Genomic DNA, 23,377 nt, shown 5'->3' on the forward strand with positions numbered 1-23,377 from the left:
ACAAAAGGACTAAGATGCATCCGCAGGGCAAAGGTTCATTTGAGCAAAATCACGCGTTCGAGAGCTTTTCCCATGGCTTGCTCTGCCGCCAGGCGGGAATCCAGTCCTCCGGCACGGCCAGCGCCAGGGCGCCCACATCGGCGACCAGGCGACCCAGCGCGGCCGGCAGGATGCGCACGCCGCCGGTCAGTGCCGGGAAACGCGATTCGATTTCGCGCATCACCAGCGGAGTGAGCCAGTCGCCATGGTGCAGCCAGACGCTGCCGCCGATGACAAACGTGCGCGTGTCCAGCGTTGCCACGACATTGTACAGCGCGCGTCCGAACCAGCTGGCCGCGCGTTCCGCGATCTGCCTCGCCTGCGCATCGCCCTCCCGCGCCTTCTGGAACAGTTCGGAAGCAGGCATGTGCGACCGGTTGCCGACGTTGCGTCCGGATACCAAAGCTTCAAGATCGCCGCGATTGCCGCAGCCGCAAACCGCATCGTCCACCTCGCTCATGAGGATGTGGCCGGCGTGCCCGGCATTGCCATTCTTGCCGCGCAGGACGCGTCCGTCGACGCACAGGCCGAACCCCACGCCCGTACTCCACGTCACGTAGACGCAATCAGGCTCATCGATCACTGCGCCGAAGGCACGTTCGGCCACCAGCGCCGATACACAATCGTTGTCGATCGCCAGCCTGGCATAGCGTTCGCGCAGCACTTTTTCGAGGGGAATGGATTTCCAGTCGTTGGGCAGGTCCGACGTCGCGCTCAGGCCGCCGCAGAGGTTCGGACTGCAGAGGGAAACTGCCCCTTCCTCGCGCACGAAGGGGCCGGCGGATGCGACGCCGAGCGCACGCACGGCGTCCTTGGGCACGCCTGCCTTCGCACATACGGCGTCGATCAGTGCCAGCCCCTGCTCCGGAAGCGAACGTGGTGTTCCGCTCTTGATGCTTGGCTGCGAGATGCGCGCCAGGGGGCCTTCGCGGGAGGCCACCATGGCGGCCATTTTCGTGCCGCCGATATCGAGCGCGGCGATGTATTCGGCATCCATTGTGTCAGCCCTTTCAATGATGCAAGGCGGCTTCCGAGAGCAGCCAGTTGCGCGCGCCGCAGGCGGCGAGACGCGCGATCAGGTCGTCGAGCAGCCTTTCCATGTCCTGCGCCTGCGGAATGAAAAAGTCCGCCGCGCTGGCGGCACTGCGCTCGACCCGCACCGACAGCAATTCGGGACGCTTGATCCGGAACACGTCCTCGTCCGTGACGTCGTCGCCCGCGTAGATGGCGCTGGTTGCCCCGGTCATTTCCATCAGGGCTTCCAGCGCATTTCCCTTGTGCCAGGCATCTTCCCCGACAAGGCTCACGATGCACTTGCCTGCCACCAGGCGCGGACGGGGTTCGAGGCTGGCGCACACCTCATCAAGGAAGTCGACGGCCCGTTCCTGGTCCGGCGCGGCGCGGTAATGCACGGATAGCGAATACCGTTTGTCCTCAATGAAGATTCCCTCTGCATGCGGCGCGCTTTCGAGGTGGCGGGAAAGCTGCGACTTCCACGCGGCGCAGTGCCGCTCATGGACGGCAGCACGCTCCTCCCAGCCCGGCACGCCTTCCATTCCATGATTACCGACCACAAATGCCGGCGTGAAGTCGAGCAGGCAGCGGATGTCATCAAGCGCCCTTCCGGTAATGATAGCCACGGGGGCATGGGCGGACAAGCGAAGCAACTTTTCCCGGACAGATGCCGGCAGGCGGACCTGCTCGGGGCGCTGCATGATCGGCGCCAGCGTCCCATCGAAGTCGAAAGCGCACAGCAGTCGAGGCCGGGCGATCTCCGTCATTCGCTGCCGGCCGGCCTCGGAAAACAGCGGCTGCATGCTCATACGACGCGCCGCAAGGACTTCCGGCTGTGGGAGTGGATACGTGTCACGATCCGCTCGCGCTGGCGCAGGCGCGCGGCATCGAGCAGCATGCGCCCGGCCCACCGATAGATGTTGAAGTCCTTCACCAGCGAACGCATGCTCCGCATCCGCTCGCGCTGCTCGACCTCCGGCATGGTGACGGCGCGGTACAGGGCTTCTGCACTCTGTTCGATGTGGTACGGATTGACCACCAGCGCTTCGTGCAGCTCGCGCGCGGCGCCGGTGAACTGGCTGAGCACGAGCACGCCGCGCTCGTCGTCGCGTGCGGCAATGTATTCCTTCGCGACCAGGTTCATGCCGTCATGCAGGCTCGTCACGAGACAGACTTCGGCCGAACGGAAATAACGGTTCACCTGGTCGGAATCATGGTGTTCCGCCTTCAGGATGATCGGCAGGTAATTCCCGCTGCCGAAACGCGCATTGACCCGTTGCACCAGCGCGCGCACCCGCGCCTCGAAATTCTGGTATTCCTCCAGCGATGAACGCGAGGGGGCGGCGATCTGGATCATGGTGAACTTGCCGACCAGGTTGGGATGGGCTTCGAACATCCGCTCGACCGCCTGGAAGCGCTCCAGGATGCCCTTGGTGTAATCGAGCCGGTCCACGCCGATGCCCAGGACATGGTCCACAGGCAGCCCATGCTCTTCGCGTACTGACAGGCGGCATTCCTCGACGCTGGGCTGGTCGCGCGTCTGTTCCGGCCATGCGATGGAGATCGGGTAATGCTCCACCTGCGTGAGCTTGCCTCCGTAAGAAATGGTCGAGGCTTCGTGCTCGATGCGGGTTTCGAGATAGCGGTCCACGGTCTCGAGGAAATTCTTGCAATGGAATGGCGTATGGAAGCCGAGGATGGTGCTGCCCAGCAGGCCTTCCAGGATTTCCTCGCGCCATGGGCAGATGCCAAAGGATTCCGGGTTGGGCCAGGGGATATGCCAGAAGGTGATGATCGTGGCCTTGGGGAGCACCTCGCGCACCATGCGCGGCAGCAGCGCAAAGTGGTAATCCTGCACCAGCACCACCGGATCGTCGGTGCGCGCCTCTTTCACCACCGCGTCGGCGAAGCGCTGGTTGACGGCGACATACTGCTCCCAGTCGGAGGAGCGGAACACCGGCCGTACATGCGCGATATGGCATAGCGGCCAAAGCCCTTCATTGGCGAAGCCGTAGTAGTACCCCTTCTCTTCCTCGCGCGACAGCCAAACCCGCCGGAGCGTGTATGCCGGGTTGTTGGGGGGGACGGGGACGCGGTCGTTGCGGTCCACGCTTTCCTTGTCGGCGGTGCCGCTGCCGTGCGCGATCCAGGTGCCTGAGCAGGCGCGCATCACCGGCTCCACCGCAGTGACGAGGCCGCTGGCGGGGCGCTGCACCTCGATGCCCTTGCGCGTGCGCATGTGGAGGTAAGGCTCACGGTTGGAGACGACCAGTACCTCATCGCCGGCCAGTTCCTCGTGCAGCAGCACGCGCAGCTTTTCCGGCGTCCACAAGTGGGTGGAATCGTCACGCGTGCGTCTTTCGATATTGAATTCATGGAGCAAGGCACGCAGGTCGCCCTCCAGTGGATGGACCTCGGCCTGGGGCGACTGCTGCTGTGGACGCGGACCAATCTCCCCGCGCAGCAGGCGCTTGACCGAAGATATCCAGTCGCGCCAGCTCAGGTGCGCGATGAAGACCGTGATGAGCGAGGTCACGATCGCGATCGCAGCGAACAGGCCGATCACGTATTTCTTGGTATCGGCACTGCGACGCTCGATGAAGCTCATGTCGTGCGCAAGCACCAGCTTGCCGAGGTACTGGCCCTCGCCTTCCAGCGCGCTTTCGGAGACATGCAGCGAGCCCTGCGGCATGCTCACCAGCGATTGCAGCACGCCGCTATGCTGCTGCACACCGCGGCAGCCGAGCGAGGATGGATAGGTTGCGGTCTTGTAGAGCAGGTTGCCCGACGGATCGCAAAAGCCGATCGCATACAGGCGCTCGTCCCGCATGGCGCGGTCGAACAATTGTCCGATGCGTTTCTCGGCGCGTTGCGGCACGTATTCAAGCAAGGGGTCCTGCAAGGCATTGGCAAGCGACTGGGACCTGGTATCGAGATCGCGTACGAACCATCGCAAGGTCAGTGTTTCCACCAGGGGAACAACCGCGTACGCGAACAGGCCAAGTACGAGGGCCAGCGGCAGTACAAAACGCAAAGTCAGGCGGAAGGATTGAAATGGCATGGATGCATCCGGTGGTTGTGCAAACGGCGGTTCACACGGCAGAACGCGGAATCTTTCCAGCAGCACAGCGCTATCCGCAACGGGCGCCTTGGGAAGGCGTCGATGCTGAACGGCAACGGCGTGGAGGTCCGGGCTTCTCGCAGGGAACATCGCCCTCTGCCGGCGTTATACCGAAGTGGAGTTTCCGCTACGTAGACAAAAGATCATGAATAACGTCAATAGTTCCGGGTTTTGACGCAGACTGCCTTCGCCATTGCAAGAGAACCTTGTCAAGCCGCGGCCATCGACTTTTCCTGCCGCACACGTTTTTCCAACGACACATAGCTCAAGGCCAGCGAAAGCGCAGTCAGAAGCCAGGTCAGGACGCCGTGGCGCGCAACACGAAAACCGGTCGGCAGCGCGTTGTAGACGCCGAATTTGATGAGGGGCACGGCATGCATCGTGCGCTCCAGTGCGGACAAGGAACGCGTGCGGTCTTCCGGCAAGGTATCCGCACGCGCCGGACGGACGCCGGCGGTACGATCTATTGGAGTCGCCTGGCGCCACCTGGTTGCACTGCTTGTTGCATGATTAACGGCCGGTACCGGTCATGCCGGACGAGCCGCTGTCGGTGCTGGTGCCGGTCGGTCCCGGCAGGCTTGAGCTGCTGCCGGAAGACGTGCCTGGGCCGGTCGTGCCGGTGGTTCCCGAAACCCCGCTGGAGCCACTGCGGCGGCGCCACTCCTCGTCCTCCATTTTGCCGGTCCCCATGCTGCTCGACCCGGAGGCACCGCTACCGGTCGTGCTGCCTGTGCCGCTGGTGCTGCCACTGGTAGAGTCGCCGGTTCCGGTCGTTCCCGTCGCGCCGGAAGAACTGCTGCCCGACATGCCGCTTCCCGTGGCCGAATCGCTCGGCAAGGTCGTGCTGCCGCTGGTACTGCCCATGCCGGACGAGCCCGATGTCCCCGATGTCCTGCCGGTACCTGTGGTTCCTGTGGTGCCGGACGTGCCCGATGCATCCGTGGCGCCGCTTGCGCTCGTGCCGCCGGTGCCTGACGATCCGCTGGTGCCATAAGTACCGTTGTTTCCGCCGGTGGCGCCTGAAGTACCCGAGCCGCTACCCGTCGTGCCGCCGCTCATCGTGCTGCCGGTACCGCTCGATGTACCCGTCGAGGCCGGGCTGTCCGAACTCATGCTGCCGCTCTGCATGGTCCGGTCCGATGTGGTCGATGAGGTGGAACCGCTTTGTGCAAATGTTGCCGTGCTCGCCCCGAGTAATGAAACAAGAACTGCAATCGGTAGCTTCTTCATGCTTCCTCCTAATAACGTAACTAATTGAATTGCCTCAGCAAATTGCAGAAGGTAAGGCGTTAGACCCCTCTCTTCCGGTCGGTTCGACTTATTTGGACTGCCGGCGGCCTGCACGACGTGGCTGCTATTGATCAAATCCGGATGACATCGTTGTGCGCGAAACTTTTCGTGGGCGGCGGTTTCGCACCACAACGCCCTCGCCAATGACGCCCTGATGAAGCAGGAAAGCCCGCCACCCGCTACCGGCCATGCATGGCCGCAACACGATGTACCCCAGCAAGTGCTTGGCGTCCGGGAAGCGGTAGCCATCATTGTCGGTATCGTGATCGGCGCGGGCATATTCAAGGCGCCTGCGATGGTGGCCGGAATGACCGGCAATGCCGCATGGATGTTTGCCGCCTGGCTGCTGGGCGGAATCATGTCCCTTGTGGGTGCGCTGTGCTATGCGGAACTGGCAACCGCCTATTCACATGCAGGCGGCGACTACCATTTCCTGCGCCGCGCTTACGGGCACTCGATTTCTTTCCTGTTCGGCTGGGCAAGGTTTTCGGTTATCACGACCGGTTCGATCGCGCTGCTTGCCTTTGTCTTCGGCGACTACATGCACCAGATCCTGCCCCTGCACGGGCTGGGCAACACGATGAGTCAATCGGCCTATGCAGCCGCTGCGGTCGCCGTGCTGTCGTGGATCAACCTGCGTGGCATGCGCACCGGCGCCTCCACGCAGGCGTGGCTCACGGCCGTCGAAATCCTCGGCCTTTTGTTCATCGTGGCTGCCGCCGTCGCGGCTCCGGGTCATGTCGAACCGATTCCCTCGCTGACGCCGGATGCCGTCCCCTCTCCTTCCTCGCTGGGCATGGCGATGGTATTCGTCCTGCTTACCTATGGCGGCTGGAATGAAGCGGCCTACATCAGCGCAGAACTGAAGGACGTGCGGCGCAACATGGTCAAGTCGCTGGTCTGGTCCATCTTCATCATCACCGCCCTCTACCTGCTGGTGACCTGGGCCTACTGGAAAGTCCTGGGAATGGGTGGCCTGACGCACTCCGACGCCGTGGCCGCGGACATGCTGCATGTTGCCTTCGGCGACACCGGCGCGCGCCTCGTGTCCGCCATCGTGGCGGTATCGGCGCTGACCTCGATCAACGCGACGATGATTGTCGGCGCGCGCACAAGCTATGCAATCGGCCGCGACTGGCAGATTCTCTCCATGCTCGGTACCTGGGACGGAAGGCGCGGCACGCCCGTCAATGCATTGCGCATCCAGTGCGCGGCGGCATTGCTGCTGGTGGCCGTCGGCACATGGACCGGCAGCGGGTTCAAGTCCATGGTCGAATTCACCGCGCCGGTGTTCTGGCTGTTCTTCCTGCTGTCCGGCATTTCGCTGTTCGTGCTGCGCGCGCGCGAGCCCGGGGCCGAGAGGCCGTTCAGGGTGCCGCTATACCCGCTGCTGCCGGCCCTCTTCTGCGCCACCTGCGCATACATGCTGTGGTCCAGCCTGTCCTATGTGTACAGCCAGTCGCTCGGCGGCCTGAATGCCGCATGGATCGGCGTCGCCGTCCTGGCCGCCGGTCTCGTCCTGTTGCTGCTGATGCGCTCCCGCGCAGGGCGCCGCCGGCAATCCGCCTTCCGATCCATTTCCTGAGGAGTCGCCAATGAAACGCCCCATCCGCGCCGTTCCTTTGTCCCGCATATTTTCGCCCGCCTTCACGACCCTGCTGATTGCCGCCTTGCTGGCAATGGCCGGGACCGCTTTTTCCCAGCAGCAGGAACAGCCCGCACGCAAGCCGGACGTCCCCTATGTGCCGACGCCGCAACCGGTCGTTGACAAGATGCTGGAGATTGCAAAGGTCGGAAAGAACGATGTGGTCTATGACCTGGGTTGCGGCGACGGCCGCATCGTCATTACGGCGGCGAAGGAACGCGGCGCACGCGGGGTCGGAATCGACCTGAATCCGCAGCGGATCGCCGAGGCCAAGGCGAATGCCGAAGCGGCCGGCGTCAACGGTCAGGTGAGATTCATGGTCGGCGACCTGTTTGCCGCCGACTTTTCAGAGGCCAGCGTCGTCACGCTGTACCTGCTTCCGGATGTCAACCGCGCCTTGCGGCCGCAACTCTGGAAGCAGTTGAAGATCGGAACGCGCGTGGTGTCGCACGACTTCGACATGGGGCCCGAATGGCCGCCGGAAAAGGTGGAGCGCATCGGCTCGAAGACGATCTACTACTGGACCATCACCTCAGCGCACAAGAAGGCGATCGCCTAGGCCGCAAGCAGAGCCGGTGCCTGACGGGTCTGCGGAAGTCCGCCGGACTGCCGCAGCGCGCTCTTTTCCTGCGCGAGCTTGAACACGCCCACCGTTCTCGCCAGCTTGTCCGCCTGCTCGTGCAAGCCTTCCGCCGTGGCAGCCAGTTCCTCCACCAGCGCGGCATTCTGCTGCGTTGTCGTGTCGATCTGGCCGACGGCGATGCGGACCTGCTCGATGCCCGCGCTTTGCTCCTGGCTGGCCGTCGTGATATCGCCCATGATGCAAGTCACATGACGGATGATGTCGACGATCTTTTGCGACGAGGCATTGATCTCGCCCATGGTGTCGACCACCTGCGACACGACAGTGCCGCCACGTGTGGCCACTTCGGACGCGGATTCGGTCAGCCTGTTGGCCTCCACCGCATTGCCTGCATTCTGCCGGACGGTGCTGATCAGAAGAATTAATGAATCGGCAATATCCGGCCGCCTTCAAGCATCATTTTCAGCTCATTCACCGGCACGGCGCGGCTGAACAGATAACCCTGCATTTCATCGCATCCGTTCTCCCGCAGGAAGGTAAGCTGCTCTTCGCTGGATACGCCTTCCGCCACCACCGCCATCCCGAGGCTGTGGCCCAGCGAAATGATGGCCCGCGCGATGATGGCGTCGTTGGGATCGTTGCCGATGTCCCGCACGAACGACTGGTCGATCTTCAACCGGTCCACGGGGAAGCGTTGCAGGTAACTCAGGCTCGAATAGCCGGTGCCGAAGTCATCGATCGCCAGTTGAACACCCATCTCCTTCAGGTCGTACAGCACCTTGATCACTTCTTCCGGATTCTGCATGACCAGGCTTTCGGTCAACTCCAGTTCAAGGAGGTTCGCGTCGAGACCGGACTTGACCAGCGCCTCCCTGACCAGCGTGACGACGGCGTGCGGATCGAACTGCCGTGCCGAAATATTCACCGCCACGCGCAGCGGACGCAGCCCGGCTTCCTGCAGCGTTTTCTGGTGGGCGCAGGCGGTATACAGCACCCATTCGCCGATAGGGACGATGAGGCCGGTCTCCTCCGCCAGCGGAATGAAGGTCGAAGGGGAAATCACCGCCCCGCCCCGCCCCGGGTTCCAGCGGATCAGCGCTTCCGCGCCCGCGATTTCTCCGGTACGCAGGTCGATCTTGGGCTGGTAGTACAACGCGAACTCGTCATCCGCGAGCGCCTGCCGGAGCTTCGACTCCAGCGAAAGCCGTTCGGTGACGCGCTGGTTCATCGACGGCGTATAGAACTGGAAATTGTTCCGCCCCCGTTCCTTGGCGCGATACATGGCGACATCCGCATTCTTGAGCAGCGTGTCCGCGTCGTGGCCGTCCTTGGGATAGAAACTGAGACCGATGCTGCAACTGACGAAGAACTTGTGACCGTTGATCTCGAATGGCCGGTCGACAGTCTTCAGAATCCGGTCCATCAACCCGGCAACCGCCTTTTCGTCCTTCTGCCCAGCCAGAACGAAGGCGAACTCGTCGCCGCCGTAGCGGGCAATGGTGTCCTGCCCGCGCAGGCATGCGACGAGCCGCAGCGCCACTTGCTTGAGCAGCTCATCGCCGACATTGTGGCCGAGGCTGTCATTGATGAACTTGAAGTTGTCGAGGTCCATGAAGCCGACCGTGACCGAAGAGTCGAAGCGCTGCGCGGTGGCGATGCCTTCCCGAATGCGCTCCTTGAGGACAGTGCGGCTGGCAAGCTCGGTCAGCGCATCGACATTCGCCTGCCGCTCCAGTTCTTTCTCGTAGTGCTTGATTTCGGTGATGTCGTTCAGGACGCCGACGAAATGCGTGAAGCCGCCATCCGCTCCGCGCACCGGAGCGATATGGACATCGTTCCAGAACAGCACGCCGTCCTTGCGGTAGTTGCGCAGCAGGGCCGATGCATCCTCGCGCCGCAGGATGGCTGCACGCAAGGTCTCGACGCCTGGCTGTTCGTTGTCGTCCCCCTGCAGAAAGCGGCAGTTGCGGCCGATGGATTCCTGCACCGGATAACCTGTGATACGTTCGAACGCCGGGTTGGCATACTCGATATTTCCCTCGAGGTCGGTAATGATGATCGCATTCACGCTCGCCTGGATGGCGCGGTTGCGCAAGCGCAGCGTCTCTTCATCCATCCGCCGCTGCGTGATGTCCACGCCCATGCCGGTGACGCACAAGCGCCCGTCGAGCTCAATCCGCGCTCCGTTGAAATAGTATGGAATCCGGTTGCCGGAGCGGGTGCACAGCTCTGCCTCGGCAAACGCCCTCCCCTTCTGCAGCACTTCGTTGAAGCAGTCGGAAATCATCCTCTTGTCTTCATCCGATCCAAGGAAATCATGGAAATGCGCCCTGTCCATTTCCTCGTGCGTACTGCCGGTAACCGTTTCGAAGTTGCGATTCCAGCGCAGCAAGCGTTCCTCCTGGTCAAAGACATAGACAATGCCGGGCAGGCTGTCGATGATGTCCTGCGACAGCTGCGCCTCCCGGGTGCGCCGGGCGGACTCATCCTTGAGTACCGAATTGGCGAAGTCCAGCTCCCTGGTGCGCTCCATGACACGCTGCTCGAGATTCCTGTGGGATGCATGCAGCGAAGCGGCTGCCTCGTTCCGTTCTGCAACCGCTTGCGACAGTTCCTTGATGTTTTTGCGCAGTTCCAACTGTGTGGCCACCTGCCGGCACAGGACGCGCAAAGCGCTCATCTGCAGGTCGTCAAGGATGCGCGGGACATGGTCAAGCACGGCCAGGCTGCCAAGCGCGCATCCATTCTGGGCGATCAGCGGCGCACCGGCGTAGAAGCGTATGTAAGGCGGCCCGGTGACCAGCGGATTGTCGACAAAGGCCGGATCGCTCAGGGCATCGTGCACGACAAACACCTTATCCTGCTGGATGGTGTAACGGCAGAACGCGATCTCCTTGGGCGTTTCAGGTGCCTCCAGCCCGATCCGCGATTTGAACCACTGCCGCCTCTCGTCCAGCAGGGAAATGACCGCCATCGGCGTGTCGCATATCCTCGCCGCAAGCCCGACGATATCGTCAAAGCGCGACTCCGGCTCGGTATCCATGATGTGATACCGAGCCAGTGTCTCCAGCCGAAAACCATCGTTATGATGATCAGTCCAGCTCATGTCGTGCATACAGGACGCCTGCCTCAAGGTGGCCAACATCGGTTCGACGCAAGCGCTTCCCAAACGTTCGCCGCCTTTCCTGGCGCTTCCGGAAAGCAAGCGAACATTGATCCCGGTATACGCACCGGCTGTTTATGCGTGTAAGCTGTTTAGCAGGCAATGCCGGTCTGGCATCTCGTTTACCGCAACCTGAAGACATGCATCTCATGAAACCCGAAGTCATCGACACCCTGATTTCCCCGGAAGGCCGCCTCGATATCCTGTCCAAGGCAGAAGTCGCCAAACTGCTCGACACCAGCCAGGGCGGCCTGTACACGATCTTCCGTAATTGCTCCCTCGCCGTCCTGAACTGCGGCAATGCCCTCGATGATGGCAAGGAACTGCTGGAACGCTACCAGTCCTTCGACATCAGCATCATCCAGCGCGAACGCGGCATCAAGCTCGACATCAAGGGCGCGCCGGCCAATGCCTTCGTCGACGGCAAGATGATCAAGGGTATCCACGAACACCTGTTTGCCGTGCTGCGCGACGTGATCTACGTCAATGACGAGATCAACGGCAATCCCAAGTTCGACCTCGCCACCATGGAAGGCGTGACCGATTCGGTCTTCCATATCCTGCGCAATGCCGGTGTACTGCGCGCCATCACCAATCCCAACCTGGTGGTGTGCTGGGGCGGTCACTCGATCTCGCGGCAGGAGTACGACTACTCGAAGAAGGTCGGCTACGAACTGGGCCTGCGCGGCCTCGACATCTGCACCGGCTGCGGTCCGGGCGCCATGAAGGGGCCGATGAAGGGCGCGGCCGTGGCCCATTCCAAGCAGCGCAACGCCAGCGGCCGCTACCTGGGGATCACCGAACCGGGAATCATCGCTGCCGAATCGCCGAACCCGATCGTCAACGACCTGGTGATCATGCCGGATATCGAAAAACGCCTCGAAGCCTTCGTCCGCGTCGGGCATGGCATCGTCGTCTTCCCGGGCGGCGCCGGGACGGCAGAGGAAATCCTGTATGTGCTGGGCATCCTGCTGCATCCGGACAATGCGGCGCAGCCCTTCCCGCTGATCTTCACCGGCCCGGAAAGCGCGAAGGACTATTTCACCCAGATCGACCATTTCATCGGCGAGACCCTGGGACCGGAAGCCCGGTCGCGCTACAAGATCATCGTCAACGATCCTCAGCGCGTGGCGCAGGAAATGCACACAGGAATCAAGGCGGTGCGCGAGTTCCGCAAGGAGCGCAGCGACGCCTACTACTTCAACTGGCTGCTGAAGATCGACCACGAGTTCCAGATGCCGTTTGCGCCGACGCACGAGAACATGCGCAACCTGCACCTGCACAAGGACCAGGAGCGCCACCTGCTGGCCGCAAACCTGCGCCGTGCATTCTCAGGCGTGGTGGCGGGCAATGTGAAGGACCAGGGCATCCGCGCCATCGAGCAGCACGGCCGCTTCCAGATCCACGGGGACAAGAACATCATGGAACCGATGGACGCCCTGCTGGCATCCTTCGTCGCCCAGCACCGCATGAAGCTGCCGGGCAAGAAATACAACCCCTGCTACGAAATCATCAAGTGATGCCCGTGCCCCGGTGACGGGGCACGGCTCATGCCGCCCTGGCGATCGTGCCGACGCCGAACAGCAGCGACTCCACGGCCCGTTCGAAGACGGGCGCGTATTCCACCGGGATGATGGATTCCTCGCGCAAGGCTTCGAGCAGCGCCGCCGGGGAATACACCGCCAGCGTCGACTTGCCTTCCTGCTTGAACAGGTAGAGCGATCGATGGGTGCTGATCCAGACCAGTTGGCCGGGAATATTGCGTCCATCAGGCGCGCGGAACGCCACGCGCGTGCCCAGCAGGTAGGTTTGCGTCAGGAATTCGCGGTCTGCCGCCGTCGATGAAACGGTATTCAGGCCGAGGTTGATGTCAGCATTGGCGCCATGCCGCGCGAAGATTTCCATGATGATGTCCTCGCGCGGGGCCGGCGGTTCCGGCAATTCCCATGCGGCGCGCTCCCAGCTGAATGCGAGCCGCGAGAATTCCTTGCGAAGGTCTTCCAGCGACGTCTGCTCCGGTGCGCCGGGCCGTGGCTGGCTGCGCAGGACCTGGGTGTGCATGTCGACCAGGTTGTCGAGGATCTGCTTTGAATCCTCCTCCGGCAACTGGATGATCTCCAGCGCCTTGCGCAGGCGCTTGACGAGATCGGGGAGAAGGCGGATCAGCACGGTACGCTGCTGCGGCGATTTCTCCTGCAGGCTCCATACCAGCTCCGGCAGCGCGGAATGAAACTGCCGGGCCATGCTGGCCGGATCGTCCTGGCTGATGTTGCCCAGCCGGTCCTGCCATGCGGCGTGCACCAGCACATGTGGCCACACCAGGATGATGACGTCGGAGATACGCTTGTCTACGTTCAGCGGCACCAGCACGTCGCACAGCGTCTTCGTGACATTGGTCAGCAGCACGCTGAAACGTTCGGCGTCTTCGACCGCCTCGATGCCGCGCGCCGCAAGATTGTCTTCCTTGCGCAGGAAGCCGGCAAGGAAAGTCTCGAACTCGCTTGCACATGTCGCAAACACCGCGGTGTCGGTGTTGAATTCGGCCAGCACCTTGTCGACGACGCGCTCGATTTCCGCAGCCAGCGTCTTCCCTGCGCTGGTTGACGGATTGGCGGCAACGGCAGCGGTACTCAGGCGGTTGAGCAGCAGGCGCGCGGGATGCGATTCGTCCTGCATCAGGTCCTGGTCGAGCAAGGCGGCTTTCAGGATCGGCACCTGGAGACGGCTGATCTGGCAGCGCATCTCGGCAGGCACATGGTCGTCCTCAAGGATGAACTCGAACAGCATCGACACGACGTCGACGGTCATCCGCTCCATGAGGGATGCGTTGTCGAGCCCCATCTGCGCGCGCAGCGCAGGCAGCGCGTTCTTGCCGGATTCGACCTTCTCGGCGATCGGCTCGTTGCGCGCGGCCTTGTGCTGGAACTGATGGAGTTTGGACACCAGGGGATTGGACGTGATCTCGATGCCGCGTGCCTTCAGGGGATCGCCGTTCAGCCCGAAAGCGATCGCCTTCGAGGGCATGAACATCTGGCGGATGAAATCCTGAACCGACTCGGGCTGGCCGCCGTTTGGCGCGCCCGGCGTAGCCCCCGTACCGGCGGGGATGCCCTGCAGGTTTTCGAGCATGCGCTGCAGGCCGGGCATGACGCGCGCTGTCAGGTTCGGATCCATCGCCGGCGCACCGAAGTAACGCTGGTTATGCGCGGCGCGCGAACGTTGCGCCTGGAACCGGCCCGCCACGCCGGACGACTCGAACACTTCGCGGATGGAGTTGTAATAGCCCGGCAAATGCTGGGCCAGTGCGTTGGACAGGTGCTCGAACAACACCTTGGCCTTGGCTTCATCCGGGACCGTTTCCTTGATTGCCTCGTAGAGCGCGCGCGCAAGCAGGTAGGGACGGAAGGGATTCTCGCGCTCCTTGGCCTCGCGCTGGCCGTGCAGCTGCGCGACGATAACATTCAGGCGCCCGATGTTTTCTTCGTTCGCGTCGCGCATGCGCTCCGTCAGGCGTCCGACTTCGATCTGGTGCGTCACGACATCGTCGTCGATGAGGCTCAGTTCATCTGCCGTCTTCTTGCGCATTCCGGGACGCAGGTCGACATACATCGTCTGCATCGCGCGGTCGAGGCTGTTCTTGAACAGGTCGTCCATGCGCCGCAGGAAGACGTTGCCGTCCTGCCGCAGGAAATGTCGTACGGAAGTGAGTGCGGAGTGGTCGAGTCCGGACTTGGCCCCAGCCAGGAGGTCGACGATATTCTTGTCGGTTTCCTGCATGGCGCGCTGCACAACGGAGAGGAATCCCAACAGCGCGCGTTCCTTCGCCGCCTGTAAAAGACGCTTGTATTCTGTATCAGCCATGCGTTCCACGAGGGGGATTTTGCGATGGGATATATATTATTCTCAAATGGCGTGCGTGTAGCTTCCCGGAAAAAGGAATCGGACTCAATTCATTGACGCATGTCACCACGCTGCCAAAAAGCCACACATCATCGGCCGCGATGCTGTCATTCAGACATCAATAGCGCGAGGTCTTCCGCTCCCAGGTAGCGCCATTCACCCTCATCCAGCGCCAATTGCTCCAGCGTCAATTTCCCGATTGCAGTACGCTGCAACGCAGCACAATGGTTGCCTGCCGCGGCCAGCATGCGCTTGACCTGATGGTACTTCCCCTGCTCGAGGACGATCTCGATCTGACGGTCGCCGACGCGGCGGCAGGAGCGCGCGGCAATCGGTGCCGGCTCGTCATGCAGTTGCACGCCGCCCAGCAGGAGGCCAACCAGTTCGTCCGTGACCGGCTCGGCGGTCGTCGCCAGGTACAGCTTGGGCACATGGCGTTTCGGCGACGACTGCGCATGGATGAACGCGCCGTCGTCCGACAACAGCAGGAGACCTGTCGTGTCGTGGTCCAGCCGTCCGACGGGTTGCACGTCGCGCCATGCAAACTGCTCCGGCAGGAGCGTGAGGACCCCGGGATGATGGCTGGGCTTGCGCGAACACTCGTAGCCGGAGGGCTTGTTCAGCGCAAGGTACACCCGCTCGCGATACATCCATTCCTCATCGAAGATCGTGAAGACCAGTCCTTCCGTGTCAAAGCTTGCACGGTAGTCGGTGACCGCCGCGCCGCCGATCGATACCTCGCCGTCCGAAATCAATTCCCGGCACCATTTCCTGCTGCCGAATCCCTGCGATTGCAGGATGCGATCCAATGTCTGTTTAGTCATCCCGGCACTCTACCAGAACCATCCTTCCACGATTTCTCCACAATGCAAACCGATGGATTCGACGGTATGATCTGTCGGATAAAACATAACAAATCATAAATCCACGTCTATGGCCGCCGCCAACGAACCTGTCCTGGACGCCGCGCACGCCGCATTTTTCCAGATCGGCGTAAGCATGGGGATTGCCGCCTGCACCCTGGCCGCGGCACCGGTCCACGTGCGCGCAATTGGTTGTCGCATTTCTCCCGACCGGCGGCAGATGACAATGTTCGTGCCGGCGCGGCAAGCGGAGCCGGTGCTCCAGTGCATTCGCGAGAACAGCGCCGTGGCAGCGGTATTCACCGAGCCGTCGACGCATCGCACCGTGCAGGTCAAGGCACGCGACGCGCAGCGCGTTCCTCTGCAGGCTGGCGATCTCGACCTCGTCGAGGCGTACCGCGAGGCATTCGCACAGGAACTGGAACGGATCGGCTTCCAGCGAGCAATAGTCGAGACCTTGCTTGCCTGTCCGCCTGGGGAGATGGTCGGTATCCGCTTCACCCCGGCCGAAGCCTACTCGCAAACGCCCGGTCCGAAGGCAGGCGAATTGCTGGCGAGGACAGCATGACGATACGGCTGGAAGCGATACGGGAATGCTTCGAAGGCGTCGTGCCGGCAACGATGTCGACGGCATCCCTCGACGGCACACCCAACCTCGCCTATTTGTCGCAGGTGCAGTTTGTCGATGGCGAGCATGTTGCGCTCTCTTATCAGTTTTTCAACAAGACGCGCCAGAACATCATGGCCAATCCCCGGGCCTCGCTGATCATGACGCATCCGGTCACGGTGGCGCAGTACCGGCTCACGCTGCAGTACCTGCACACCGAAACCACCGGGCCGCTGTTCGAAGTCATGAAAGCGAAGCTGGCGGGCATCGCGTCCCACACCGGGATGAGCGGCGTCTTCCGGCTGCTGGGTTCGGACGTGTACAGGGTGCTCGACGTAGCGCGGCTGGCAGGCGAAACGCAACCGGCCCCGGCGCCGCCATGCAACCTCTTGTCGGCGCTGCGCGCCACCACCACGCGCCTCGCCGCATGCACGGACCTCGAACGCCTCATGGCGGAACTGCTGTCCTGCCTGAAGCAGCAATTCAATATCCATCATGCGATGCTCCTCATGCTCGACGCGCCCGGATCGCGCCTCTACACGGTCGCGAGCATGGGTTATGAAGCCTCGGGAGCGGGGTCGGAGATCCCGCTTGGCCAGGGCGTGATCGGCGTCGCGGCGCGCGAGCGTACCCCGATCCGCATCGGACACATGACATCGGAGTATGCGTACAGCCGGGCCGTTCGCGAGAGCGCCGAAAACAGCGAATGGGCAAGCGCGCTGGAAACGGCGATTCCGCTCCCTGGCCTGCCGTCTCCGCGCAGCCAGCTCGCCGTCCCTATCATTTCCGGCCAGCGCCTGCTCGGCGTGCTCTATGTCGAAAGCCCGCTGGATCTCCGCTTTACCTACGACGACGAGGATGCCCTTGCCAGTGTCGCCGCCCAGTTCGGCATGGCGATGCACATCCTGCAGACGGCTGCCGGGGAAGCGGCAGAAGACACCGCGGCAGCATCGGCCGCCCCGCCGCGGCATGGCGGCGCTCCGCTCGTGGTGCGCCATTTCGCGGAAAACGACAGCGTTTTCCTCGGCGACGATTACCTGATCAAGGGCGTCGCCGGTTCGATCCTCTGGACGCTGCTGCGCGACTATTCCGACAAGGGGCGCTCGGAATTCACCAATCGCGAACTGCGCCTCGACTCGCGCGTTCGCCTCCCGGATGTCAGCGACAATCTCGAAGCCCGCCTGATCCTGCTCGGCAAGCGCCTGGTGGACCGCAGCGCGCCGATGCGCATCGAGAAAACCGGCCGGGGGCGTTTCCGTCTTTGCGTCGAGCGTCCGCTGCTGCTGCAGGCAACCTGAGCCGCTGAAAATTTCCTTCATCCCCCGCTTGTCCCCGGCATGTCCGGAGGCGTAATATTTCCGGATAGCAGCATGCCGTTCGGATCGGCACTGCGAAAACATATCCAGAGACAGCAATTTTCCGGTGGAGGAGCCTCATGTCCGCAGAAGACCAGAAATACCGGCTTGTGACGCGCAGCGATTTCGATGGACTGGTCTGCGCCGTCCTGCTCAAGCATCTCGACATGATCGACGACATCAAGTTCGTCCATCCCAAGGACATGCAGGACGGGAAGATCGACATCACCGATCGCGACATCACCACCAACCTGCCCTATGTTCCCGGCGCCCATCTGGCCTTCGACCACCATTTTTCGGAAACCCTGCGCAACGCAGGCGGCAAGGCCAACCACATCATCAATGCGCGCGCGCCGTCCGCGGCACGGGTCGTCTATGACTACTACGGCGGCGAGATCGCTTTCCCCGCTGCGTGGAATGACATGATGGCCGCCGTCGACAAGGGGGATGCGGCACAGTTCAACCGCGACGAAATCCTGCATCCCGAAAAGTGGGACCTGCTGAACTTCCTGATGGATGCGCGCACCGGACTGGGCCGCTTCCGCGAGTTCCGCATCTCGAACTACAACCTGATGATGGACCTGATCGATTACTGCAGGAACCACAGCATCGAGCAGATCATGGAACTGCCGGATGTGAAGGAGCGCGTGAACCTGTATTTCGAGCACGAGGAAAAATTCAAGGACCAGCTCCGGCGCTGCTCCACCGTGCACAAGAACCTCATCGTGCTCGACCTGCGCCAGGAAGAGACGATCTATGCCGGCAACCGCTTCATGATCTACGCTCTCTTCCCGGAAACGAACATATCGATCCATGTGCTGTGGGGACTAAAGAACCAGAACACCGTGTTCGCCACAGGCAAGTCGATCATCAACCGCAGCTCGAAGACCAACATCGGCGAACTGATGCTCAAGTACGGCGGCGGCGGGCACGAAAACGCAGGCACCTGCCAGGTGGACAACGACAAGGCCGAACAGGTGCTGCAGGAACTGGTGGCGACGATCAACGCCGACGGCTGAAGCAGGCTACAATCGGGGTTCCGGGCTGCCGCACATCAGGCGCCCGGCCTCCGCATGACACACGATTTTCCCGACCTGCCACCCAAACCCTTGCCGCCCGAACCGCCGGATGACGGAGACTGCTGCCGCAGCGGCTGCGAACCCTGCGTGTTCGACCTGCATGCCCTGGCCATGGAACGCTACCGTGCAGAGCTGAAGGAATGGGAAGAAAAGATCGGCCGTCTCATGCACGACGACAACGTCAACCTGCCCTGATTGCATCCGCCTGGAAACCTTCGCCGGCGGCTTCCCTAAAACTTCATTCAATTCATCTTAAAAAAATCTTAAGCCCGCCGCAGGCTGCTCTGTTGCGCCCCTTCGCGCTTTAGACTTCGTCCCTCGTTTCCGATCCGTTGAAGAGGGACATTCATGAATCACATTGCAACCGAGAGCAGCCCCGCATCCATGCTCGAATGCATGATGCTGATCCGGGCCTACGAAGAAAAAGCCGCCGCGCTGCAGGCGGCCGGCAGCATGGCAGGCACCTGCACCGCCGTCGGACAGGAGGCGTCGGCGGTCGGCGTCGTGCGCGCCCTGCGTCCTGGCGACCGCATTCTCACCAACCACCGCAGCGCCGGCCACCTGCTTGCACGCGGCGCCGACGCTGGCCGCATGATGGCCGAGGTGATGGGGCGCAGCACCGGCTACTGCAAGGGCAAGAGCGGCTCGCTGCACATCTCCGCCAAGGAACTGGGCGTCGTCCTGACCTCGACCATCGTAGGCGGCGAACTTTCCCTGGCCACCGGGGTTGCACTCTCGACCAAGATGCTCAAACAGGACGGCATCGTCGCCTGCTTCTTCGGCGACGGCGCGGCCTGCGAAGGCATCTTCCATGAATCGCTCAACCTGGCATCGGTGTGGGGCCTGCCCATCCTCTACGTCTGCGAAAACAACCAGTGGCAAGCCTATGTGCACCGCAAGGAAACCATGACCGGCGACCACGTCAGCGAGTGGGCGAAGGGCTACGGCATGGCTAGCCGCACGGTGGACGGCAACGATGTCGAGGCAGTCCATGCGGCAGCGGTGGAAGCCATTGCGCATATCCGCAAGACCGGCAAGCCCTACCTCCTCGAAACCTATACCTATCGCCTGCGCGGCCATTTCGAGCCGGACGACCAGTCCTATGTTGATGCGCAGGAGTTGGCGGGATGGCGCGGGAAAGACCCGGTCGCGAGGACACGCGCACGCCTCCTGCAGAACGGGACACTGACGGAGGACGATATCGCGCTGATGGAAGAGCGTATCGCCGCGGAAGTGGAGCGTGCGGCAGCCTTCGCCACTGCTTCGCCCTTCCCTGTTCCGTCCGAACTCACTACCGATGTTTACGCCTGAGGAGCCGCACCATGCCACAGATTACCGTCAATGAAGCCATCGAACAGGCGCTGGCCGAGGAAATGCGCCGCGACGAGCGCGTGCTGATGTTCGGCGAAGGCGTCGCGACCAAGCGCAAGGAGCTGGCAAAGGAATTCGGTCCGCTGCGGGTACGGAATACGCTGCTTGCCGAAGGCATCATCGCAGGAACCGCCGCCGGCGCCGCAGCCACCGGGTTGCGGCCGGTGGTGGACATGCTGTTCGCCCCCTTCCTGTGTTTTGCGATGGACGAGATCGTCAACAGCGCAGGCAAACTGCGCTATATATCCGGCGGCCAGTTCGAATTCCCGATGGTCGTGCTTTCCATGACGGGCGGCGGCTGGACTGTCGGCGCCCAGCACAACCACAACCTCGAGGCCTGGTTCGTGCACAGCCCTGGACTGAAGGTAGTGATGCCGTCGAACGCCGCCGACTTCAAGGGCCTGCTGAAATCCGCAGTCCGTGACGACAACCCGGTACTCTTCTTCGTCGACATGCCGCTCGGCTATGTGCCGGGCGAGGTTCCCGAAGGCGAACACCTTGTCCCGCTGGGCAAGGCCGCAGTGCGGCGCCAGGGCACGGACGTCACCATCATTTCCTACGCCAAGATGGTCGACACCTGCATGCAGGCAGCCGCTCAGCTCGAAGAACACGGCATCGATGCGGAAGTGATCGACCTGCGCACGCTCAAGCCGCTCGACGAGGAAGCGATCTTGCGCTCCATAAGGAAGACCGGCCGGCTGCTCATCGTCCATGAGGCCAGCCGCATGTGCGGCGTCGGCGCGGAGATCAGCGCGATCGTCGCGGAACAGGCCTTCGGTTCGCTCAAGGCGCCGATCATGCGCCTGACCGGCCCCGATGCGCCCGCGCCCTCTAGCTATGTACTGGAACAGGCCTTCATGCCACAGCAGGACGCCGTCGTCACTGCGGCGCTCCGGCTTGTCGGCCGCGAGACACTTTCCGATGCCGCCGAAGAAGAACAACTCGCCTGAAAGAAAGGAAGAACAATCATGCACACCAATCCATCCCTCGCCCAACCCGCCTTTTCCACCGCAGGCGCACTCTGGCTGAAGCTCGCCGTCCTCTACCTGATCGTCGGCGTCGGGCTTGGCATCATGATGGGTGCCAGCGAAGATTTCACGATGCGTCCGGTCCATGCCCACATCAACCTCCTGGGCTGGGCCACGATGGCGCTCGCCGGACTCGTCTACAGCGTCTATCCGCTGGCAGCCGCAAGCAAGCTGGCGAAGGCGCACTTCTGGCTGCACAACATTTCGCTGCCGGTGATGGCGGTATCGCTGGCCTTCGTGGTTGCCGGCCAGCGTGCCCTCGTCCCCGTGCTCGCGTTTTCGGAAATTGTCGCCGCGCTCGGGATCCTGGTCTTCGCGGCGAACATCTTCCTCAACCTGAAGAAGTAATCAGGCGTAGGCGAGGATGCGTTCATCGACGACGACGCACTCTGCGCGCATGGCCTGCTGCAGCGACGGAATCGATCCTCCGGCGCGGTACTGGAAACTGACGCGCAGGGTGTCGCCCGCATCGACCTGTACCGGTTCGCCCAGCGGCAGGACCATGTAATGGTTCAACCAGTCGATGGTCGTGCCCTGCTTCATGAGCACGGCCAGGATATTCTTGGTGATGAAGCGCAGCGCATTGACACAGCCCGACTGTGTCATCGTGAAACACCCTTCCCACTGGATCGTCTCCGCCGTGTCCTGGCTGAAGTCGAGGACACTGTATACAGAAGGCTGCGCCAGTTCGATACTGCCTGCCTGGATGTGCGAAGGCTCCTGGAACTGGACGATCGGCGCCTGGTAGCCATGGAAGTCATATGCCTGCTGGAGCGGCTGGACAGCCATGATGGCAGCCTCCGGCAGGAAAACCGGGAGTTTGCCGCCGAAACGCGCGCGATAGCGGCGCTTGAATGCTTCAATCATCTGCACCTGCTTTTCGCGCAGCATGCCGACGTGGATCATTTCGCAGATCACGACGTCCACCGGCTCGGGCGGCAGGTATTCGAAGGCGTCGGCGTGGATGACCTCCACCCTGTCCCCGCCCTTGTTCCGCGCCAGCAGGCGGCGCGCCTCGGCAACCAGCTCGGGGTTGAACTCGACGCACCAGACCTTCTCTGCCTTGGCAGCGGCAAACCATGACAGCACGCCGGTGCCGCCTCCCAGCTCCAGCACCTTTGCCCCCGGAAAAACAGCGGCGTCGATGGCTGCCTTGAAGCCGTCCATGCGCCGGGCATCCATCAGCATGTTGTGGTGGTAGTGCAGCGGGATGAATTGTCCCAGATAGCAGCTCTCGATCTCGCGTTCGGTCAGCATGTGTCTCCCTGTGGATGTGGGTAGATGGGTGCAAGCGCGAAGCCTGCGTAATGCTGTACATTATCGTCCCGCGTCCGAAAACCAATTCCGCAAGATGCACCGGGATTGCCATCCTGTTCACCTATTTTGCGCAAGGTGGCACGAGGTTTGCATGACATTGCTTGACCTGGCTCAATTCAAGGCCATAACAGCAATAATTCTTAAAGTTTGGAAAAGGGCTCGAAAATGATACTGCACCGCCTAAATCCTGCCGACATGACACAAACTATCCCGTTCCCGCCGCCGCAGCAGCAGACCGCTACCGTGCATGAGCTGCGCGCCCGCTGCTCGGCGTGCAGCATGCACCAGTTGTGTCTGCCGATGGGATTGAACGAGCTGGACATGGCGAAGCTGGACCAGATCATTGGCCGCCGCCGCAAGGTGCCCCGCGATGCCCACTTGTACCGCGTCGGCGATCCCTTTACCAACCTGTACGCTATTCGCCTGGGCCATTTCAAGACCCACCAGATCAACCCGAGCGGCGACCAGCAGATCACCGGTTTCCAGATGGCCGGCGAACTGCTCGGCATGGATGCCATCAGCACCGACCGCCACCACTGCAACGCGATTGCTCTGGAAGACAGCGAAGTGTGCGAAATCCCGTTCGCCCGTCTGGAAGCGCTGTTCGCCGAGATGCCCACGCTGCTGCATCACTTCCACCGGATGATGAGCCAGGAAATTACCCGCGAGCAAAGTGTCATGCTTTTGCTAGGAAATATGCGTGCGGAACAACGTTTTGCGGCATTCCTGACGAATTTGTCCGCACGTTATTCGGTACGCGGCTACTCGTCCACCAGCTTCCAGCTGCGGATGACGCGTGAAGAAATCGGCAACTATCTCGGCCTGACCATCGAAAGCATCAGCCGCCTGCTCTCCAAGTTCAAGAAGCAGGGCTGGATCAAGGTGAACAACCGCGAACTGGAATTGCTCGATCCGACCACCCTCAAGGCAGTCGCACAAGGGACGCAGTCCTGCGCCTGAGCGCGCAGTAGCCGCCAAAAAAGAAGGCGAGCGGCGCATGGC

At 62.2% G+C, this 23,377-nt stretch carries 22 protein-coding genes; 13 read left to right on the top strand and 9 right to left on the bottom strand.

Going from position 1 to position 23,377, the window contains the following annotated elements; genetic code table 11:
• Positions 1-49 precede the first annotated feature (49 nt).
• The 4 genes from AC3WOY_RS00945 to AC3WOY_RS00960 form a co-directional block, all read right to left on the bottom strand.
• Positions 50-1,036 carry an ROK family protein gene (locus AC3WOY_RS00945; protein WP_492420421.1) on the bottom strand — a complete coding sequence of 329 codons (987 nt, stop codon included), beginning with the start codon at positions 1,034-1,036 and terminating at the stop codon, positions 50-52.
• A 13-nt stretch (positions 1,037-1,049) separates the two neighbouring features.
• Positions 1,050-1,862, bottom strand: coding sequence for a trehalose-phosphatase (gene otsB / locus AC3WOY_RS00950; protein ID WP_492420423.1), 813 nt, complete (start codon positions 1,860-1,862; stop codon positions 1,050-1,052).
• Positions 1,859-4,114 (bottom strand): alpha,alpha-trehalose-phosphate synthase (UDP-forming), encoded by a 2,256-nt coding sequence (locus AC3WOY_RS00955; RefSeq protein ID WP_492420425.1) that lies wholly within the window; start codon positions 4,112-4,114, stop codon positions 1,859-1,861. The genes otsB and AC3WOY_RS00955 overlap by 4 nt, the downstream gene beginning before the upstream one ends.
• Positions 4,115-4,383: 269 nt before the next feature.
• Entirely contained in the window at positions 4,384-4,575 is a 192-nt protein-coding gene (locus tag AC3WOY_RS00960; RefSeq protein ID WP_492420427.1) for a hypothetical protein, read from the bottom strand.
• Positions 4,576-4,703: 128 nt separating this feature from the next.
• Here AC3WOY_RS00960 and AC3WOY_RS00965 point away from each other — a divergent pair, with 128 nt between their 5' ends.
• The 4 genes from AC3WOY_RS00965 (at position 4,704) to AC3WOY_RS00980 (ending at position 7,668) form a co-directional block, all read left to right on the top strand.
• Positions 4,704-5,168 (top strand): hypothetical protein, encoded by a 465-nt coding sequence (locus AC3WOY_RS00965; RefSeq protein ID WP_492420429.1) that lies wholly within the window; start codon positions 4,704-4,706, stop codon positions 5,166-5,168.
• 51 nt (positions 5,169-5,219) lie between these two features.
• Complete coding sequence (locus AC3WOY_RS00970; protein WP_492420431.1) at positions 5,220-5,432, top strand: hypothetical protein; 213 nt, start codon at positions 5,220-5,222, stop codon at positions 5,430-5,432.
• Between the two features lie 186 nt (positions 5,433-5,618).
• The gene (locus AC3WOY_RS00975; protein WP_492420433.1) at positions 5,619-7,049 is read left to right on the top strand and encodes an APC family permease; all 1,431 of its coding nucleotides are present in this window, start codon (positions 5,619-5,621) and stop codon (positions 7,047-7,049) included.
• 10 nt (positions 7,050-7,059) lie between these two features.
• Positions 7,060-7,668, top strand: coding sequence for a class I SAM-dependent methyltransferase (locus AC3WOY_RS00980; protein ID WP_492420435.1), 609 nt, complete (start codon positions 7,060-7,062; stop codon positions 7,666-7,668).
• On the opposite strand, the gene AC3WOY_RS00985 is transcribed toward AC3WOY_RS00980, so the two are convergent.
• Entirely contained in the window at positions 7,665-8,072 is a 408-nt protein-coding gene (locus AC3WOY_RS00985; protein ID WP_492420437.1) for a hypothetical protein, read from the bottom strand. The genes AC3WOY_RS00980 and AC3WOY_RS00985 overlap by 4 nt on opposite strands.
• 41 nt (positions 8,073-8,113) lie before the next feature.
• Positions 8,114-10,807 carry a sensor domain-containing phosphodiesterase gene (locus AC3WOY_RS00990; protein ID WP_492420439.1) on the bottom strand — a complete coding sequence of 898 codons (2,694 nt, stop codon included), beginning with the start codon at positions 10,805-10,807 and terminating at the stop codon, positions 8,114-8,116.
• A 197-nt stretch (positions 10,808-11,004) separates the two neighbouring features.
• Between AC3WOY_RS00990 and ppnN the strand changes: the two genes are divergently transcribed.
• The gene (ppnN, locus tag AC3WOY_RS00995; protein ID WP_492429127.1) at positions 11,005-12,375 is read left to right on the top strand and encodes a nucleotide 5'-monophosphate nucleosidase PpnN; all 1,371 of its coding nucleotides are present in this window, start codon (positions 11,005-11,007) and stop codon (positions 12,373-12,375) included.
• A 28-nt stretch (positions 12,376-12,403) separates the two neighbouring features.
• Here the strand turns inward: ppnN and AC3WOY_RS01000 are convergent, their stop codons facing one another.
• Together AC3WOY_RS01000 and AC3WOY_RS01005 are read right to left on the bottom strand one after the other, a co-directional pair.
• Positions 12,404-14,716 carry a DUF1631 family protein gene (locus AC3WOY_RS01000; protein ID WP_492420441.1) on the bottom strand — a complete coding sequence of 771 codons (2,313 nt, stop codon included), beginning with the start codon at positions 14,714-14,716 and terminating at the stop codon, positions 12,404-12,406.
• 146 nt (positions 14,717-14,862) lie between these two features.
• Positions 14,863-15,579 carry a pseudouridine synthase gene (locus AC3WOY_RS01005; RefSeq protein ID WP_492420443.1) on the bottom strand — a complete coding sequence of 239 codons (717 nt, stop codon included), beginning with the start codon at positions 15,577-15,579 and terminating at the stop codon, positions 14,863-14,865.
• 109 nt (positions 15,580-15,688) lie between these two features.
• Here AC3WOY_RS01005 and AC3WOY_RS01010 point away from each other — a divergent pair, with 109 nt between their 5' ends.
• From AC3WOY_RS01010 to AC3WOY_RS01040, 7 genes are all read left to right on the top strand, one after another.
• On the top strand, positions 15,689-16,186 hold the full coding sequence (locus tag AC3WOY_RS01010) for a hypothetical protein (RefSeq protein ID WP_492420444.1): 498 nt from the start codon (positions 15,689-15,691) through the stop codon (positions 16,184-16,186).
• Entirely contained in the window at positions 16,183-17,523 is a 1,341-nt protein-coding gene (locus AC3WOY_RS01015) for a GAF domain-containing protein (RefSeq protein WP_492420446.1), read from the top strand. Before AC3WOY_RS01010 ends, AC3WOY_RS01015 begins: the two co-directional genes overlap by 4 nt.
• A gap of 137 nt (positions 17,524-17,660) precedes the next feature.
• The gene (locus AC3WOY_RS01020; protein WP_492420448.1) at positions 17,661-18,599 is read left to right on the top strand and encodes an exopolyphosphatase; all 939 of its coding nucleotides are present in this window, start codon (positions 17,661-17,663) and stop codon (positions 18,597-18,599) included.
• A 54-nt stretch (positions 18,600-18,653) separates the two neighbouring features.
• A complete protein-coding gene (locus AC3WOY_RS01025) occupies positions 18,654-18,854 on the top strand; it encodes an oxidoreductase-like domain-containing protein (protein ID WP_492420449.1) in 201 nt (66 codons plus the stop codon).
• 153 nt (positions 18,855-19,007) lie between these two features.
• Complete coding sequence (locus AC3WOY_RS01030) at positions 19,008-19,970, top strand: thiamine pyrophosphate-dependent dehydrogenase E1 component subunit alpha (RefSeq protein ID WP_492420451.1); 963 nt, start codon at positions 19,008-19,010, stop codon at positions 19,968-19,970.
• 11 nt (positions 19,971-19,981) lie between these two features.
• On the top strand, positions 19,982-20,980 hold the full coding sequence (locus tag AC3WOY_RS01035; RefSeq protein WP_492420452.1) for an alpha-ketoacid dehydrogenase subunit beta: 999 nt from the start codon (positions 19,982-19,984) through the stop codon (positions 20,978-20,980).
• A gap of 18 nt (positions 20,981-20,998) precedes the next feature.
• Positions 20,999-21,406: a hypothetical protein gene (locus AC3WOY_RS01040; RefSeq protein ID WP_492420454.1), complete on the top strand. Its 408-nt coding sequence runs from the start codon at positions 20,999-21,001 to the stop codon at positions 21,404-21,406.
• On the opposite strand, the gene AC3WOY_RS01045 is transcribed toward AC3WOY_RS01040, so the two are convergent.
• Positions 21,407-22,315, bottom strand: coding sequence for a class I SAM-dependent methyltransferase (locus AC3WOY_RS01045; protein WP_492420455.1), 909 nt, complete (start codon positions 22,313-22,315; stop codon positions 21,407-21,409).
• Between the two features lie 255 nt (positions 22,316-22,570).
• On the opposite strand from AC3WOY_RS01045, the gene fnr reads away from it, so the two are divergent.
• Positions 22,571-23,335, top strand: coding sequence for a fumarate/nitrate reduction transcriptional regulator Fnr (gene fnr, locus AC3WOY_RS01050; RefSeq protein ID WP_492420456.1), 765 nt, complete (start codon positions 22,571-22,573; stop codon positions 23,333-23,335).
• Positions 23,336-23,377: the final 42 nt, after the last annotated feature.

The organism is Noviherbaspirillum sp. FW303-A3 (genome assembly GCF_058788695.1).

Bases quoted from the DNA above. Each gene is read 5' to 3' on its own strand.
- AC3WOY_RS01000 (WP_492420441.1), bottom strand. From the start codon at position 14,716: ATGGCTGATACAGAATACAAGCGTCTTTTACAGGCGGCGAAGGAACGC.
- AC3WOY_RS00955 (WP_492420425.1), bottom strand. From the start codon at position 4,114: ATGCCATTTCAATCCTTCCGCCTGACTTTGCGTTTTGTACTGCCGCTG.
- AC3WOY_RS00990 (WP_492420439.1), bottom strand. From the start codon at position 10,807: ATGCACGACATGAGCTGGACTGATCATCATAACGATGGTTTTCGGCTG.
- AC3WOY_RS00945 (WP_492420421.1), bottom strand. From the start codon at position 1,036: ATGGATGCCGAATACATCGCCGCGCTCGATATCGGCGGCACGAAAATG.
- AC3WOY_RS00965 (WP_492420429.1), top strand. From the start codon at position 4,704: ATGCCGGACGAGCCGCTGTCGGTGCTGGTGCCGGTCGGTCCCGGCAGG.
- otsB (WP_492420423.1), bottom strand. From the start codon at position 1,862: ATGAGCATGCAGCCGCTGTTTTCCGAGGCCGGCCGGCAGCGAATGACG.
- ppnN (WP_492429127.1), top strand. From the start codon at position 11,005: ATGAAACCCGAAGTCATCGACACCCTGATTTCCCCGGAAGGCCGCCTC.
- AC3WOY_RS00975 (WP_492420433.1), top strand. From the start codon at position 5,619: ATGAAGCAGGAAAGCCCGCCACCCGCTACCGGCCATGCATGGCCGCAA.
- AC3WOY_RS00980 (WP_492420435.1), top strand. From the start codon at position 7,060: ATGAAACGCCCCATCCGCGCCGTTCCTTTGTCCCGCATATTTTCGCCC.
- AC3WOY_RS01025 (WP_492420449.1), top strand. From the start codon at position 18,654: ATGACACACGATTTTCCCGACCTGCCACCCAAACCCTTGCCGCCCGAA.
- AC3WOY_RS01045 (WP_492420455.1), bottom strand. From the start codon at position 22,315: ATGCTGACCGAACGCGAGATCGAGAGCTGCTATCTGGGACAATTCATC.
- AC3WOY_RS01005 (WP_492420443.1), bottom strand. From the start codon at position 15,579: ATGACTAAACAGACATTGGATCGCATCCTGCAATCGCAGGGATTCGGC.
- AC3WOY_RS01020 (WP_492420448.1), top strand. From the start codon at position 17,661: ATGTCCGCAGAAGACCAGAAATACCGGCTTGTGACGCGCAGCGATTTC.
- AC3WOY_RS01040 (WP_492420454.1), top strand. From the start codon at position 20,999: ATGCACACCAATCCATCCCTCGCCCAACCCGCCTTTTCCACCGCAGGC.
- AC3WOY_RS01035 (WP_492420452.1), top strand. From the start codon at position 19,982: ATGCCACAGATTACCGTCAATGAAGCCATCGAACAGGCGCTGGCCGAG.
- fnr (WP_492420456.1), top strand. From the start codon at position 22,571: ATGACACAAACTATCCCGTTCCCGCCGCCGCAGCAGCAGACCGCTACC.
- AC3WOY_RS01010 (WP_492420444.1), top strand. From the start codon at position 15,689: ATGGCCGCCGCCAACGAACCTGTCCTGGACGCCGCGCACGCCGCATTT.
- AC3WOY_RS01015 (WP_492420446.1), top strand. From the start codon at position 16,183: ATGACGATACGGCTGGAAGCGATACGGGAATGCTTCGAAGGCGTCGTG.
- AC3WOY_RS01030 (WP_492420451.1), top strand. From the start codon at position 19,008: ATGAATCACATTGCAACCGAGAGCAGCCCCGCATCCATGCTCGAATGC.